This is a genomic window from Jezberella montanilacus (assembly GCF_003003055.1).
Classification (GTDB): domain Bacteria; phylum Pseudomonadota; class Gammaproteobacteria; order Burkholderiales; family Burkholderiaceae_B; genus Zwartia; species Zwartia montanilacus.
Map to the genome: position 1 here is coordinate 127,547 of NZ_PVTV01000014.1, position 13,235 is coordinate 140,781.

At 51.7% G+C, this 13,235-nt stretch carries 16 protein-coding genes; 3 read left to right on the top strand and 13 right to left on the bottom strand.

The window, feature by feature from the left end; translation table 11 throughout:
• Positions 1-4 precede the first annotated feature (4 nt).
• The 9 genes from rpoE to BCM14_RS09965 form a co-directional block, all read right to left on the bottom strand.
• Positions 5-604: an RNA polymerase sigma factor RpoE gene (gene rpoE / locus BCM14_RS09920; protein WP_106227872.1), complete on the bottom strand. Its 600-nt coding sequence runs from the start codon at positions 602-604 to the stop codon at positions 5-7.
• A 510-nt stretch (positions 605-1,114) separates the two neighbouring features.
• Positions 1,115-2,344, bottom strand: a complete 1,230-nt coding sequence (gene fabF / locus BCM14_RS09930; protein WP_106227874.1) for a beta-ketoacyl-ACP synthase II — start codon at positions 2,342-2,344, stop codon at positions 1,115-1,117.
• Positions 2,345-2,440: 96 nt separating this feature from the next.
• Positions 2,441-2,677 carry an acyl carrier protein gene (gene acpP, locus BCM14_RS09935; protein WP_106227875.1) on the bottom strand — a complete coding sequence of 79 codons (237 nt, stop codon included), beginning with the start codon at positions 2,675-2,677 and terminating at the stop codon, positions 2,441-2,443.
• 59 nt (positions 2,678-2,736) lie between these two features.
• Entirely contained in the window at positions 2,737-3,468 is a 732-nt protein-coding gene (gene fabG / locus BCM14_RS09940) for a 3-oxoacyl-ACP reductase FabG (RefSeq protein WP_375318479.1), read from the bottom strand.
• Positions 3,469-3,492: 24 nt separating this feature from the next.
• Positions 3,493-4,431 carry an ACP S-malonyltransferase gene (fabD, locus tag BCM14_RS09945; RefSeq protein WP_106227877.1) on the bottom strand — a complete coding sequence of 313 codons (939 nt, stop codon included), beginning with the start codon at positions 4,429-4,431 and terminating at the stop codon, positions 3,493-3,495.
• Between the two features lie 58 nt (positions 4,432-4,489).
• Entirely contained in the window at positions 4,490-5,476 is a 987-nt protein-coding gene (locus BCM14_RS09950) for a beta-ketoacyl-ACP synthase III (RefSeq protein WP_106227878.1), read from the bottom strand.
• Positions 5,473-6,510 (bottom strand): phosphate acyltransferase PlsX, encoded by a 1,038-nt coding sequence (gene plsX / locus BCM14_RS09955; protein WP_106228015.1) that lies wholly within the window; start codon positions 6,508-6,510, stop codon positions 5,473-5,475. Before plsX ends, BCM14_RS09950 begins: the two co-directional genes overlap by 4 nt.
• 90 nt (positions 6,511-6,600) lie before the next feature.
• Positions 6,601-6,783: a 50S ribosomal protein L32 gene (gene rpmF / locus BCM14_RS09960; protein ID WP_106227879.1), complete on the bottom strand. Its 183-nt coding sequence runs from the start codon at positions 6,781-6,783 to the stop codon at positions 6,601-6,603.
• A gap of 95 nt (positions 6,784-6,878) precedes the next feature.
• Entirely contained in the window at positions 6,879-7,418 is a 540-nt protein-coding gene (locus BCM14_RS09965) for a YceD family protein (RefSeq protein ID WP_106227880.1), read from the bottom strand.
• A gap of 79 nt (positions 7,419-7,497) precedes the next feature.
• Between BCM14_RS09965 and BCM14_RS09970 the strand changes: the two genes are divergently transcribed.
• Genes BCM14_RS09970 through BCM14_RS09980 form a run of 3 tightly spaced genes read left to right on the top strand, consistent with a single transcriptional unit; the run spans position 7,498 to position 9,691 of the window.
• Positions 7,498-8,103, top strand: coding sequence for a Maf family nucleotide pyrophosphatase (locus tag BCM14_RS09970; RefSeq protein ID WP_106227881.1), 606 nt, complete (start codon positions 7,498-7,500; stop codon positions 8,101-8,103).
• Complete coding sequence (locus BCM14_RS09975) at positions 8,100-8,822, top strand: SAM-dependent methyltransferase (protein ID WP_106227882.1); 723 nt, start codon at positions 8,100-8,102, stop codon at positions 8,820-8,822. The genes BCM14_RS09970 and BCM14_RS09975 overlap by 4 nt, the downstream gene beginning before the upstream one ends.
• Positions 8,822-9,691, top strand: coding sequence for an N-acetylmuramoyl-L-alanine amidase (locus BCM14_RS09980; RefSeq protein WP_106227883.1), 870 nt, complete (start codon positions 8,822-8,824; stop codon positions 9,689-9,691). Before BCM14_RS09975 ends, BCM14_RS09980 begins: the two co-directional genes overlap by 1 nt.
• Here BCM14_RS09980 and msrQ read toward each other — a convergent pair.
• From msrQ to BCM14_RS10000, 4 genes are read right to left on the bottom strand one after another with little or no spacing between them, the layout of a single operon-like run.
• Positions 9,610-10,281: a protein-methionine-sulfoxide reductase heme-binding subunit MsrQ gene (gene msrQ / locus BCM14_RS09985; protein ID WP_106227884.1), complete on the bottom strand. Its 672-nt coding sequence runs from the start codon at positions 10,279-10,281 to the stop codon at positions 9,610-9,612. The two genes, BCM14_RS09980 and msrQ, sit on opposite strands and share 82 nt — an antisense overlap.
• Before the next feature lies 1 nt (position 10,282).
• On the bottom strand, positions 10,283-11,251 hold the full coding sequence (gene msrP / locus BCM14_RS09990; RefSeq protein ID WP_106227885.1) for a protein-methionine-sulfoxide reductase catalytic subunit MsrP: 969 nt from the start codon (positions 11,249-11,251) through the stop codon (positions 10,283-10,285).
• Between the two features lie 48 nt (positions 11,252-11,299).
• On the bottom strand, positions 11,300-11,968 hold the full coding sequence (locus BCM14_RS09995) for an HAD-IIIA family hydrolase (protein WP_106227886.1): 669 nt from the start codon (positions 11,966-11,968) through the stop codon (positions 11,300-11,302).
• Positions 11,969-11,988: 20 nt separating this feature from the next.
• Positions 11,989-12,987, bottom strand: a complete 999-nt coding sequence (locus tag BCM14_RS10000; RefSeq protein ID WP_375318480.1) for an RluA family pseudouridine synthase — start codon at positions 12,985-12,987, stop codon at positions 11,989-11,991.
• Positions 12,988-13,235: the final 248 nt, after the last annotated feature.

A 13,235-nucleotide genomic window follows, 5' to 3' on the forward strand; every position in this document is an offset into this window, starting at 1 on the left:
TCTCCTACCAACGTGTGTCACCGTTACCGCCTAATACAGGCCGCAACTTTGCTGCAATCGCTTCACGAGCCCTAAAAATACGCGACCTAACCGTACCGATGGGGCAATTCATGGTTGTAGCAATATCTTCGTAACTCATCCCTTCGATCTCTCTTAAGACAATTGCCGTCCGAAGGTCTTCAGGAAGATCCTCGATACTCTTGTTGACCGTTTCAGCGATTTCCCGGCTTGCCATCGCTGATTCTGGTGTGTTGTTGTCTGTTAGGTTGTCAGTTTCGTTAAAAGTTTCACCATCTTCATTTTCATATGCGTTGGGCGCACTGGGACGGCGGCTGTTTGACGCCAGCCAATTTCGACCGGTGTTGATAGCGATCCGATAAAGCCACGTGTAAAAGGCGCTTTCTCCGCGAAACTGCGGCAAGGCACGATAGGCCTTGATAAAGGCTTCTTGAGCGACATCCTCCACCTCTGAAGGATCTCGAACCATGCGTGACAGCAGACGAATGATCTTGCGCTGATATTTCAGCACCAGCAAGTCAAAGGCCTGACGTTCCCCCCGCTGCACTCTGGCGACGAGTTCAGCGTCAACGTCTCGTTCACTCAAACCTTGTCTCCGAAGGACTGCAATCGATCACCCTGCCGTATTTGCCAGTTGGTCAAAATTGAAAAATACCTATATGCCTGCGCATTTTGTCTATCCAATGTTCGGCGCCAGACCATCACACTAACTTTTTCTTGCGATGCATAGTGGACTAAGTCAGCTCGGCCAGCGGGTTTCAAGATCAAATAGTATCCAAACATACTCTTTATACACTGAGACAAGGCGACAACCTGAACTGCCCCATCGGCTCTGACCAGACGCCATTCACTGTGCGAATCCACAATTAATGCACAGTTATTGACACGATTTCTTACAAATTGTTCCGAAATGATTTGAATTGAAAGTGGACACAGCGCAGAAAAACCGATCCAAACAATAGAAATGTCGTAAGAGATCAAGGTCGTGGCCGTTAAGGCCGAGATTAAAAGCGTCGAGTAGAAATAAATTCGGCTTACCTCGCGCGGGATATCGAGCGCAATGGTAAGCCTCAGTCTGGCGAGCGGATCGGTCAAATTAGATTCGACGAACAGCCATAGATCCGTTCGTGCCACCAAACCCAAAAGAGTTGGACAACGCGACGTCGATTTTTAAGTCTCGTGCGATGTTGGCACAGTAATCCAGGTCGCACTCAGGGTCTTGATTAAAGATATTAATCGTCGGCGGTGAGATTTGATGATGCACTGCAAGCGTGGTAAACACTGCTTCGATACCACCGGCAGCACCCAACAGGTGTCCCGTCATTGATTTAGTTGAGTTGACAACCAGCTTTTTGGCATGATCACCAAAAGCCAGCTTCAACGCGGCGGTTTCGTTTTTATCGCCCAGTGGGGTGGACGTACCGTGAGCATTGACATACTGTACTTGATCGGGGTTAATGCCCCCATTTCGTAAGGCATGTGCGATCCCTCGGCGCGGGCCGTCTCGATCGGGAGCAGTGATGTGATGGGCATCTGAGCTCATCCCATACCCAGCAAATTCACCGTAGATCTTTGCCCCGCGTTTTTTAGCGTGCTCATACTCTTCGAGTATCAACACGCCAGCACCTTCACCCAACACGAAACCATCGCGATCGACGTCCCATGGGCGTGACGCCGTTGTTGGGTCATCGTTGCGGGTCGACAAAGCACGCATGGCAGCAAACCCACCGATCCCAAGGGGAGAAACAGTCGACTCGGCACCGCCTGCCATCATCACATCGGCATCGCCGTACTCGATAAGACGGGCAGCATCGCCAATGGAGTGCAAACCTGTCGTGCAAGCTGAAACGACCGCATACGATGGGCCTTTGAATCCCAGCATGATGCTGAGATGACCTGAAATCAGATTAATCAGTGAAGCCGGCACAAAGAATGGGGAGATACGCCGAGGACCGCGCTCGAGGTACTCTGAGTGCGTTTCTTCAATCCGTTGCAAACCGCCAATACCCGAACCAACAATCACCCCTACACGATCGGCGTTCTCATCGGTAATGCTAAGACCAGAGTCTTTCCAGGCTTGTATTCCCGCAGCGATGCCATAATGGATAAAGGTATCCATTGTTCGGGCTTCTTTCACCGGGATATATGCACTCACGTCAAATTCTTTGACTTCACCCGCGATGTGCGAATTGAAAGCCGTTGGATCAAAGCGAGTAATACGCCCGATACCAGATTGACCGTTGACGATATTGTCCCAGGCTGTGGCGATGTCATTGCCGACTGGGCTGACGATCCCTAAGCCTGTAATGACGACGCGTCGTTTCACAGACTACTCCTTACTTACTTGAAGGCCAATAGCAGAACTACCGACCAGAGGGGGCTGACACTGCCAAGCAGTAGTCAACCCGACCCGAACGAGTGATTACTTCGAATTGGAAGAGATGTAATCAATAGCCTGTTGAACAGTCGTGATTTTCTCAGCTTCTTCGTCCGGGATTTCTGTTTCGAACTCGTCTTCCAGTGCCATAACCAGCTCGACCATATCGAGCGAATCGGCACCGAGATCGTCAAGAAATGAAGATGCGTTCTTAATCTCGGCTTCGTTAACGCCAAGTTGTTCAGCGACAATCTTCTTGACGCGCTGTTCGATGCTTTCCATGCAGATCTCCAAAAGGAAAAGTCCCGCGCATTATAGCGAAGCGGGGAAAAAAAAACTCGTTACAAATACATTCCACCGTTCACATGCAGGGTAATCCCTGTGATATACGCGGCGGAGGGTGAGGCTAAAAAGGATACTGCGTGTGCGATATCAGCTGCCGAGCCGAAGCGACCGAGAGGTATCTGACCGAGCAACGCAGCGGTTTGATTTTCGTCGAGCGCCTTGGTCATATCGGTTTCTATGAATCCAGGAGCCACGCAATTGACCGTTACATTGCGACTGCCTAGCTCGCGAGCCAAGGCCCGACTCATGCCAGCCACACCGGCTTTAGAGGCCGCGTAGTTCGCTTGACCAGGATTACCGCTTGAGCCGACCACCGAAGTAATGTTGATGATGCGACCCCAGCGGGCTTTCATCATCGGTTTCATGACCGCACGACTTAAACGAAAAACAGATTTCAAATTGGTGTCGATTACCGAATCCCATTCGTCATCTTTCATTCTCATGGATAAGTTATCACGGGTAATGCCCGCGTTATTGACCAGTATGGCCACGCCACCTGCTTGCCCGAGACTATCGATCAAGGCGTCGCAAGCAGCGGCGTCGGTGACATTCAGTACGACGCCGTGACCACCGTGGGGCTTGAGCATGGCTGTCACGTCAGCCGCGCCCTCTTGCGTCGTTGAAGTGCCGGTCACGATTGCTCCACGCACCGCGAGCTCGAGAGCAATGGCTTTGCCAATACCTCTTGAAGCGCCAGTCACCAGTGCTATCTTGTCTTTCAGATCCATGTTGTTTTCCATCATCTAAGGCGATCAGGCGGCTTGGGACAAGGCTTCAATTGCCGTTCGCATTGACTCGGGATCGGTCACGGCAAAAGCCTGCATGTCAGGATCGATGCGTTTGATCATCCCAGCAAGCACTTTACCTGGCCCGCATTCGACGATATGCGTCACCCCACGTGCTTTCATGGCCTGAATAACCTCTACCCATCGGACGGGATGCCAAGCTTGACGGATCAAGGCATCAACGATTGCCGCTGGGTCGCTAGGCGCCTGGACGTCAACGTTATTGATGACGGGAATCGACGGGGATTTCAAGCTCAATTTAGCCAAAGCCTGCTGCAACACAGCAGCGGCGGGCTTTAACAAACTGGAATGAAAAGGTGCTGAAACAGGCAATTGCAAGGCTCGCTTTGCACCTGCAGCTTTGGCAGTCACCATCGCCCGCTGCACTGCCGTTAAATGACCAGCAATCACAACCTGCAAAGGCGCGTTGTAATTGACAGCTTCAACTACCTCACCTTCGGCAGCAGCCAAACACGCATCACGAACAGCTTGATCCTCAAGTCCCAGTATCGCAGCCATTGCGCCAGTACCAACCGGCACGGCGGCCTGCATCGCATCCGCGCGCACTCGCACAACCCTGACCGCGTCACTTAGTGACAGCACACCAGCAGCCGTCAAGGCAGCGTATTCGCCCAAACTGTGCCCAGCCATGACATCGGCTTTGGGCCCACCAGCTGCTAACCAGGCTTGGTAGGTCGCCATGCCTGCAGTCAGCATGACTGGTTGGGTGTTCGTCGTTAAATTTAGTTGTTCTGCTGGGCCTGTTGCGATCAATGCGCTCAAATCCATACCTAACGCTGCTGATGCTTCAGCAACAACGCCAGCAACTTCAGGATAGGCTGCCCAAGCATCGAGCATGCCGACCGACTGCGATCCTTGACCGGGAAATACGAAGGCAAATTTCATAACGGTATTTTTAAAATTCAGAAGTTAATCCGAAAGTGTAAGCGAGGTTCGCCAAAGACTACATTTTTACTAAAACAGAGCCCCAGGTAAAACCACCCCCGACGCCTTGCAACAAGAGCACTTGCCCCGGCCGCACCCTGCCGTCCCGCCTGGCCACGTCCAGCGCGAGAGGGACGCTTGCTGCCGATGTGTTAGCGTGTTGATCGACTGTTACCACGACTTTCGCGCTATCAATTTCAAGCTTACGAGCCAAGAAATTTAGAATCCGGATGTTTGCCTGATGAGGAATGAACCAGTCGACATCGGCTAACGTCAAACCCGCTTGCTCAACGACGCTGCGAGCAGAGCGGTCGAGTACAGTCACGGCCTGTTTGAACACGGCCTGACCGTCCATGCGTAAAAATGGGTCACCGACGACCTCGCCGTGAGAGACGTTACCAGCCGCTTTGAGAATATCCATTTGACTGCCGTCGGCATGTAGCTCGGCGCCAATAATGCCGGGGGTATCAGAAGCGCGCAAGACAACAGCCCCCGCCCCGTCGCCAAATAAGACGCAAGTACCGCGATCAGTCCAGTCCAGAATACTTGAGAACACTTCGGCACCAATGACTAAAGCGGATCTGGCTCGACCCGCACGGATAAAGCTGTCAGCAGTGGTCAGCGCGTAAACAAAACCGCTGCAGACTGCCTGCACATCAAACGCGGCGGCACCTCGATTACCCAGACCCGCTTGAACCAAACAAGCAGTGCTTGGAAAGACAAAGTCAGGGGTAGAGGTCGCAACGATGATCAGATCAAGTTCGCTCGCGTCAATCCCAGCATCGAGCAAAGCAGCCTTGGCGGCATGAAGGGCTAAGTCGCTTGTTTTCGCGCCTCGTTCTGCGATGTAACGCTGTCGGATACCCGTTCGGTCAACAATCCACTGATCGGACGTTTCGATACCTTTGACAGCCAGTTCGGCCGCCAAGTCGTCGTTCGTGACGCACCTTGGGGGCAAATAGCTACCTGTCCCCACAATTCTTGAATAAGACATGGCAGCTGTCATGTGTTGTCTCCTGCAGCGCTCTGTGTAGCCAGCGATCTGGATTGGTTCATCTGCCCAATCGAAGCGGTGATGCGATCCAACAAACCTGTGGTCACGGCATTGCGCGCTCTTTCAAGAGCGCAACTAAAACCGTAAGCATCTGCTGATCCATGACTCTTGATGACCACACCACGCAAGCCAAGAAGAGCCGCTCCGTTGTATTGACGGTTATCTACTCGTTTGCGAAAACGGGACAACACAGGCAGTGCAGTCAAACCCATCAGGCGGGTCAACCAGCTTCGATTGAATTCTTCTTTAATCATGCTGCCGAGCATCCGAGCGAGACCTTCAGCAGACTTGAGGACAACATTACCAACAAAACCATCACAGACGACTACGTCGACGGTACCTTTGAAGATATCGTTACCCTCAACATTACCGTGAAAATTTAAACTACTCGCCCGCAACAAATCAGCTGCTTGCTTGACGACATCGTTACCTTTGATAATTTCTTCGCCAATATTGAGCAAACCAACGGAGGGTCGATGATCACTTAGGTTGGCTTGCGCAAGCGCAATGCCCATGATGGCGAACTGAAACAGGTGTTCAGCCGTGCAATCAACATTGGCCCCGAGGTCAAGCACGATCGTCGCACCGCCAATCTGATTGGGCAGCAAAGTGGCGATGGCAGGTCGGTCTATCCCGTCGAGGGTTTTAAGGACATAGCGAGAAATCGCCATCCAGGCACCGGTGTTACCCGCCGACACACAGGCATCGGCCAAACCGTCTTTAACAAGTTGCGCAGCAACCCGCATGGATGAATCTTTTTTACGGCGCAAAGCGACTTCTACCGGATCATCCATCTGGACAACCTCAGATGCGGCGATTACCTGATACCTGGAGGGTTGCACATCCGGAAATGATTTTCTGGCTGCAGACAAAGCTGCCGCTAGCTCATCAGGTAAACCAACGAGAAGTAAAGACGCATCAGGATGCGTCTGGGCGAACGCCAGACAAGCGGGAATTGTGACGGGCAATCCCGAATCGCCCCCCATGCAATCAACAGCGATGCGAATGGCGTTCACCACGAATGATTAACGCTTCACGCAAATGAGCAACATGGGCCGTTGGCCTGTAGACCAGACTTATTCGTCAGCCTTGGTCTTCAGAACCTTGCGACCACGGTAAAAGCCATTTGGGCTGATATGGTGACGCAGGTGCTGCTCGCCAGTGTTTGGCTCAATCGCCGTTGGGGGATTGATGATGAAATCGTGTGAACGATGCATACCGCGCTTAGACGGTGACTTTTTATTTTGCTGAACAGCCATGACACTACTCCTGTGGATCTGCGAATTGTACGACAGACCGCTTAATGACAAACCACGCTTAGATACAACCTACACAACAAACTGAATAACTATGTTTACTTGCTCTTAGCTTTGAGCTGCCCCAACACTGCAAAGGGGGAAGGCCGCTGCGCCGCTTCAGGCGGGTCAGCCGAACCCTCTGCGCTCACCGTTGCATCAACTGTACAAGCTTCATGCTTAGGGACATAGGGCACTTCTAAAATTAACTCGTCTTCTATCAATTCACCCACATCAAACTTGGGTGAACCCAAAATTTTCTCCGGTGCGTCGGGATCATCATCTTCGAGATCATCCTGATCCAGTTCGGACTCTTGCCGCACCAGCTCAAGCGTGACCTGATGATCAATATCCAACCCTAGATCACCCAAACAGCGCTGGCATTCGAGTACCACATTCGCCTGCACGCTTAAACTTAACCGCGGACTGCCATCCAAGCCTCTTGAACCAATAAGCTTGTACTGCACCATGCTAGAGTCGGGCTGCCTTGGCAGGCCTTCAAGTAATCGCTGAAATCGGTGAACGTTAAACTCGCCAACAATCTCTTGCTCACGACGTGCAAATTCAATCGCATCGATATGTGGGGGATAACCGTGCATATAGCCATCCGAGCAAAAAGCGGCAAAGCATCAGATAATAACGTGTTTTTACTCACATCGTCAATAAAGGCGACTCACCATGTCAGACGTTCGCCACACGTTAATCCTCGGCTCCAGTTCCCGCTACCGTCAAGAATTACTAAAAAGACTAAAAATTCCTTTTCTATCAATTAGCCCTGAAATTGACGAGACACCCAAAGCGGGCGAAGCCCCGTTAGCTCTGGCACTCAGATTATCCAAAGAAAAAGCGCTTGCCATCGCACAACTCCACCCGAATGCCATTGTCATCGGTGCAGATCAGGTCGCCAGTTTAGGTGACACCCCAATTGGTAAACCAGGTAGCAGGCAGGCCGCTCGCGACCAACTTCGGCTGCTATCCGGTCAAACTGTGGTTTTTCATAGCGCCATGACGGTGATTCACAAGGGTTCAATTCAAACGATCGATACACCAACCACCTGTGTGTTTCGCCCCTTGTCTGCCCAAGCCATCGCACGCTACGTTGATATCGATGAGCCCTGGGATACTGCAGGTGCGGCGAAAGCAGAATGTCTTGGTATCGCGTTAATGGAAAGCATGACCAGCAACGACCCCACCGCTATTATTGGGCTCCCGCTCATCACCTTGACCAGCATGTTGCGGCACGTAGGGCTGGATCCACTCGAACAGGCACACCTTGACCTATGACCTCAACTTTCGGCACGCTCCATTTGATTCCCGTTGGCTTAGGCGAAGCAGAGATTGCGCAATGGTTGCCCAATGCGGCGCAAGCGCAAGCGGCGTCGCTGACCACCTTCATTGCCGAAAATGCCAAAACAGCTCGAGCGTTTTTAAAGCTAACCCCGCTAACCCGAGCGCTACAAGAGATCACGATTCATGAACTGGGTCACAAAGTTGACGATAAAACGCTGACAAGCTGGTTGCAGCCCTTACGTCAAGGGATTGATATTGGCGTCGTCTCTGAAGCAGGGTGCCCCGCTGTGGCAGACCCGGGCGCCAGGGTTGTTGCCTTGGCTCATCAATGGGGCGTCAGAGTCAAGCCCTGGGTAGGTCCTTCTTCTATCCTGCTTGGCTTGATGGCCAGTGGCCTAGACGGGCAACGTTTCGCTTTTCACGGTTACGCCCCAGTCGATGCAACGGATCGCGCCCGGCAAATCAAAGTCTGGGAACAAACATCAGCCAAGCAAAAACAAACTCAGCTGTTAATTGAAACGCCGTACCGCAATCAGGCTATGTTTGGTTCGTTAATCGAGCAGCTGAAAGGCAATACACGCTTATGCGTTGCCCGCTCATTAACAACCGCAAATGAGTTTGTCAGAACCCTCACGATCAATCAATGGAAGACCACTACTGCGCCTGATCTTGATAAACATCCAACCCTCTTTCTTTTTCTAGCAGGCGAATAATGTCCCGCTCAGTGCTTGGGCGTGAGTCTCTGTCTCGTCGCATCAGATGCAATCGCATGCTGGTATTAGCCTTGGTCTCTGCATTGCTCGCAGGCTGTGCACCCACCTCATCCCAGCTGATGGGTAGTCTGGTCATTGACGAATCATTATCCTCGAAAGCAAAAAAAAGCAGAGTCGAAATTATTGTTCTGCACTACACGGCGTCAAACACACCCATCGCGAAGCTGACACTGACACAAGAAGAAGTCAGCGCCCATTATTTAGTGACTGATGACAGTCCACCCGTCATTTATCGCCTTGTGCCTGAGACGTATAGTGCCTGGCACGCTGGGGAAAGCAGTTGGTATGGCAAGTCTGCACTAAATTCTAATTCGATCGGTATCGAGATCGTTCACCCGGGATGGGCTAAAAACTCGACAGGCGAGCTTGGACCGACCTACCCGAATGACCAAATCGACATGGTCATCAAACTAGTCAAAGACATTGCAAAACGATATCAGATCACCCCAGAGAACATTGTTGGGCACAGTGACGTCGCTCCTTCAAGAAAACTAGATCCAGGGCCTGCTTTTCCCTGGAAGCAATTAGCTGAAGCAGGCCTGGGCCGCTGGTTCAACGAAACTCAAGCTAACCAGAATCTGCAAAAATTTAATACCCGCAGCATCCCTGATGCGCGATGGTTTCAGACAGAACTCAAACGAGTGGGCTATGGGGTAACTGAAACGGGCGTGCTTGACGGCCAGACCAAAGCTGCCATCAATGCGTTTCAACTGCACTACCGCCCGAGTCAGGTGTCTGGGTTGCCGGACGCTGAAACAGCAGCTCGTTTGTTGGCATTGCCAACAGCTGGCACGGGGCTGAATTTTTGACGACCCCACCTAACAAAGCGCCAGGCCAGCAGTAAAAACAACACACCAGCATAGATCGATACCTCTTGAAAGTTGTGTTTACCCGCCTTGTGCCACCAATAATGCAAAATCGCCAGACACCCTATCAGGTAGACCAGCTGATGCAGACGCTGCCAACGTTTGCCCAGTCGTTTCATTGAAAACTGATTCGAGGTTATCGCCAGCGCGGTCATCGTGAGAAATGCGACCATCCCAACCAGAATGAAAGGTCTCTTGGCGATATCAGTCAGCATATCGGTCAGATCAAAGCCTTGATCCCACCCGCTCCAGGCCAGCATATGCAACGTACAGTAAAAAAACGCAAACAAGCCACACATGCGTCTGAGTCGAACGAGAGCAGGTTGCTGGAAGACCTGGCGCACGGGTGTAATAGAAAGCGTGACGAGCAGACAGACGAGTGTCCATGTGCCAGCAGAACGAGTCAAGAACTCAACAGGGTTTGCGGTCAGGTCATCGTTAATGCCCAACCAGACCCAGCGAACAATTGGCAACAAACCAAGTAAAAACAAGATGGGCTTTAGACGGCCGACCTGCTTGGCAGATAGCGACATATCAGTAGTTCTTTGCGAGATCCATGCCTTGATACAGCGAGGCAACTTCGGTCTGGTAACCATTGAACATCAGCGTTTTTCTGCGTTTACTAAATAAGCCATCTTCACCAATCCGTCTCTCGGTCGCTTGGCTCCAGCGCGGATGCGAGACATCTGGATTCACATTCGCATAAAACCCATATTCACCAGCTGCCGCCTTCATCCAGCTAGAGACGGGCATCTTCTCGACTAAACGGATCTTGACGATGGATTTGGCGGATTTGAAACCGTATTTCCAAGGCACCACGGCACGCACCGGGGCACCATTCTGGTTTGGCAAGACTTTGCCATACAGCCCAAGCGTCAACAGCGTCAGAGGATGCATGGCTTCGTCCATCCGAAGACCTTCGTTGTAAGGCCACTGGATCACGCGCGAATTTACCCCTGGCATATTGTCTGGTTGCAGCGCCGTGATGAACTCGACGTATTTTGCGTTACCTGTTGGTTGGACTTGCTTGAGCAACTCAGATAATGAATAACCAATCCACGGTATGACCATGGACCAGCCCTCGACACAACGCATGCGATAGATGCGTTCTTCAAGGGGTGCGAGTTTACGCAAGTCCTCGATATCAAACGTTTTGGGTTGTGCGACCTCACCCTCAATTGTGAGCTTCCAGGGAGTGGTTTGCAAGGTATGAGCGTGTTGAACTGGATCGCCTTTATCCAAACCGAACTCGTAATAATTGTTATACGAAACAACGTCTTTCTCAGGGGTTGGGGTCTCCATGACCAGAAATCTGGTATTTGGTGTCGCGCTCAACTTATCTAACGGTTTGGGCGCAGCGGCAAACAAGTCTGTCGACAAGCCCGTCAATCCCAGGGTGGCAGCGGTCAGCCCAGCTGTTTTCATCCAGTCACGACGCGATTGCCAGACGGATTCTGGGGTGATTTCTTTGCTTGATACTTTTGGGTAACGATATACAGACATTCTGATCCCCTTTTGCGTCGGACTGGTTGGACGCTTAGTTTGACCGCATTAAATAGATTGTGGCCCTGTTCTCGCTAATAGCCAAGCTTGTAACGCTGAAATATCTGACACCATGGCCGCGTGCGGCTGCGTTTGTAACGATTCTGGTGGGTGCGCACCATACGTTACGCCAACCCCGTGGATGCCCGCGTTAGCGGCCATCTGCAGGTCGTGCGAAGTATCCCCCACCATCACTACCTGATCTGGTGTGACCATGAGTTCATCCATCAGTTCAAGCAACATGCCCGGATGAGGCTTGCCGAAGGTTTCATCAGCACACCGGGTCGCTGCGAACTTGTCATGCAAGGCAGTCGTTGCCAGCGCTCGGTTCAAGCCAACCCGACTTTTACCCGTCGCGACAGCCAGCGTGACGTCCTGAGCTCTCAAGGCGTCGAGCATTTCGATTGCCCCGTCAAACAGTTTTAATGCCTGGTCTTTGGCTAAATAATGGTGGCGGTAGCGCTCAAGAAACAAGGGCTCGAGACTTTTGGTCAGCTGTGGGACTGCTTTACGCAGCGCGGGTTCAAGCGACAAGCCAATGACCCAAGCCGCCTCAGCAAGCGTAGGAACAGGCAATTCAAGATCTCGACAGGCACTTTGGATCGCGACTGCGATACCGTGAGTCGAATCCATGAGGGTTCCGTCCCAATCGAACACAACAACTGAATAAGGTTTCATTGGTTAAGCAACTAACTGGTTTATTTGCCGGCTCGCTGTTCAAGTGTTGCGAGGATTAGCTCGCACGCACTGGGTAGGGGTGCCGTCAATATTAGCGGGTCTTTCGTGATTGGGTGCGGCATATCCAACCGGTGGGCATGCAAGAACATTCTATTGAATCCTAGCAGACGAAAGCGATCTTTTGTGTCATCTTGACCATACTTGTCGTCCCCCACAATGGGGAAGCCACTCGCGGCCAGATGTACTCGAATCTGATGCGTTCGTCCGGTGCGCAGCTCCGCATCGACCAGGCTGAATTCGCCAAAGCGTTTAACTTTAGACACGATAGTGTGGGATGCTTGCCCTTGCGGATCAACTTTAACCCTGCGCTCACCCGACTGGGTTGTCCATTTAGCCAGGTTTAACTTAATGTGCTGCCTATCATTAACCCAGTCGCCTTCAACGAGGGCAAAGTAATGCTTGTGCCCTAAACCTTCCCTAAACATTTCGTGCAAGCCAAGTAAGGCGTTGCGTTTCTTTGCGATCAGTAACAATCCAGAGGTATCCCTGTCCAAGCGATGGGCGAGTTCCAGAAACTTCGCGTCCGGGCGAGCCATACGCAGCTGCTCAATGACTCCGAACGAGACGCCGCTGCCACCATGCACGGCCACGCCAGCGGGCTTATCGATCACCAGCAGGCCTTCATCCTCAAAAACCACTGGAAACTCAGCTGCCGGAACATGCTGTGTCTGATTAGGGGTCGGCAGGCGCATCGGTGGCACACGAACCATATCCCCGAGTTTGAGTTTTACGTCTGGTGAAACTCGCCCTTTATTGATGCGAACCTCGCCACCTCTCACCGCCTTATAAATGTGACTTTTGGGCACACCCTTGCACAACCTGAGCAGAAAATTATCCAGCCGCTGGCCTTCATGCTCGACGGTCACCTCGACAAGACGAACAACAGGCGTTTTTTCGTGCTCAGCATGAGGTTTTTTCGGTAAAACCATGTTTTCTTTGCGCATTACGAAAAGCGGCATATAATCGGGAGGCCTTTAAGGGATAAGAAAGCCCTCCGGCGTAGAGATGCAGACTTATATGTCGCGTCTCCGTCTGGATCGCGAACGACATTGTACCGTTTGCTTTTTTGTCCCTCGGGTAACTGGTTGCTGATCCTTTTTCAGCAAGACACCGTCGTATCCCTGCACCAGGTGGTTGTGATTTTTTCGCCTGTTGTTCTCAGCATTTATTTAATACTGTCACCCACTATTGTGATTCTGACCTTTCT

Coding starts and splice junctions, on each gene's coding strand:
- acpP (WP_106227875.1), bottom strand. CDS start 2,677: ATGGAAAGCATCGAACAGCGCGTCAAGAAGATTGTCGCTGAACAACTT.
- fabG (WP_375318479.1), bottom strand. CDS start 3,468: ATGGATCTGAAAGACAAGATAGCACTGGTGACTGGCGCTTCAAGAGGT.
- fabD (WP_106227877.1), bottom strand. CDS start 4,431: ATGAAATTTGCCTTCGTATTTCCCGGTCAAGGATCGCAGTCGGTCGGC.
- BCM14_RS09950 (WP_106227878.1), bottom strand. CDS start 5,476: ATGACAGCTGCCATGTCTTATTCAAGAATTGTGGGGACAGGTAGCTAT.
- plsX (WP_106228015.1), bottom strand. CDS start 6,510: ATGGGGGGCGATTCGGGATTGCCCGTCACAATTCCCGCTTGTCTGGCG.
- rpmF (WP_106227879.1), bottom strand. CDS start 6,783: ATGGCTGTTCAGCAAAATAAAAAGTCACCGTCTAAGCGCGGTATGCAT.
- BCM14_RS09965 (WP_106227880.1), bottom strand. CDS start 7,418: ATGCACGGTTATCCCCCACATATCGATGCGATTGAATTTGCACGTCGT.
- BCM14_RS09970 (WP_106227881.1), top strand. CDS start 7,498: ATGTCAGACGTTCGCCACACGTTAATCCTCGGCTCCAGTTCCCGCTAC.
- BCM14_RS09975 (WP_106227882.1), top strand. CDS start 8,100: ATGACCTCAACTTTCGGCACGCTCCATTTGATTCCCGTTGGCTTAGGC.
- BCM14_RS09980 (WP_106227883.1), top strand. CDS start 8,822: ATGTCCCGCTCAGTGCTTGGGCGTGAGTCTCTGTCTCGTCGCATCAGA.
- msrQ (WP_106227884.1), bottom strand. CDS start 10,281: ATGTCGCTATCTGCCAAGCAGGTCGGCCGTCTAAAGCCCATCTTGTTT.
- msrP (WP_106227885.1), bottom strand. CDS start 11,251: ATGTCTGTATATCGTTACCCAAAAGTATCAAGCAAAGAAATCACCCCA.
- BCM14_RS09995 (WP_106227886.1), bottom strand. CDS start 11,968: ATGAAACCTTATTCAGTTGTTGTGTTCGATTGGGACGGAACCCTCATG.
- BCM14_RS10000 (WP_375318480.1), bottom strand. CDS start 12,987: ATGCCGCTTTTCGTAATGCGCAAAGAAAACATGGTTTTACCGAAAAAA.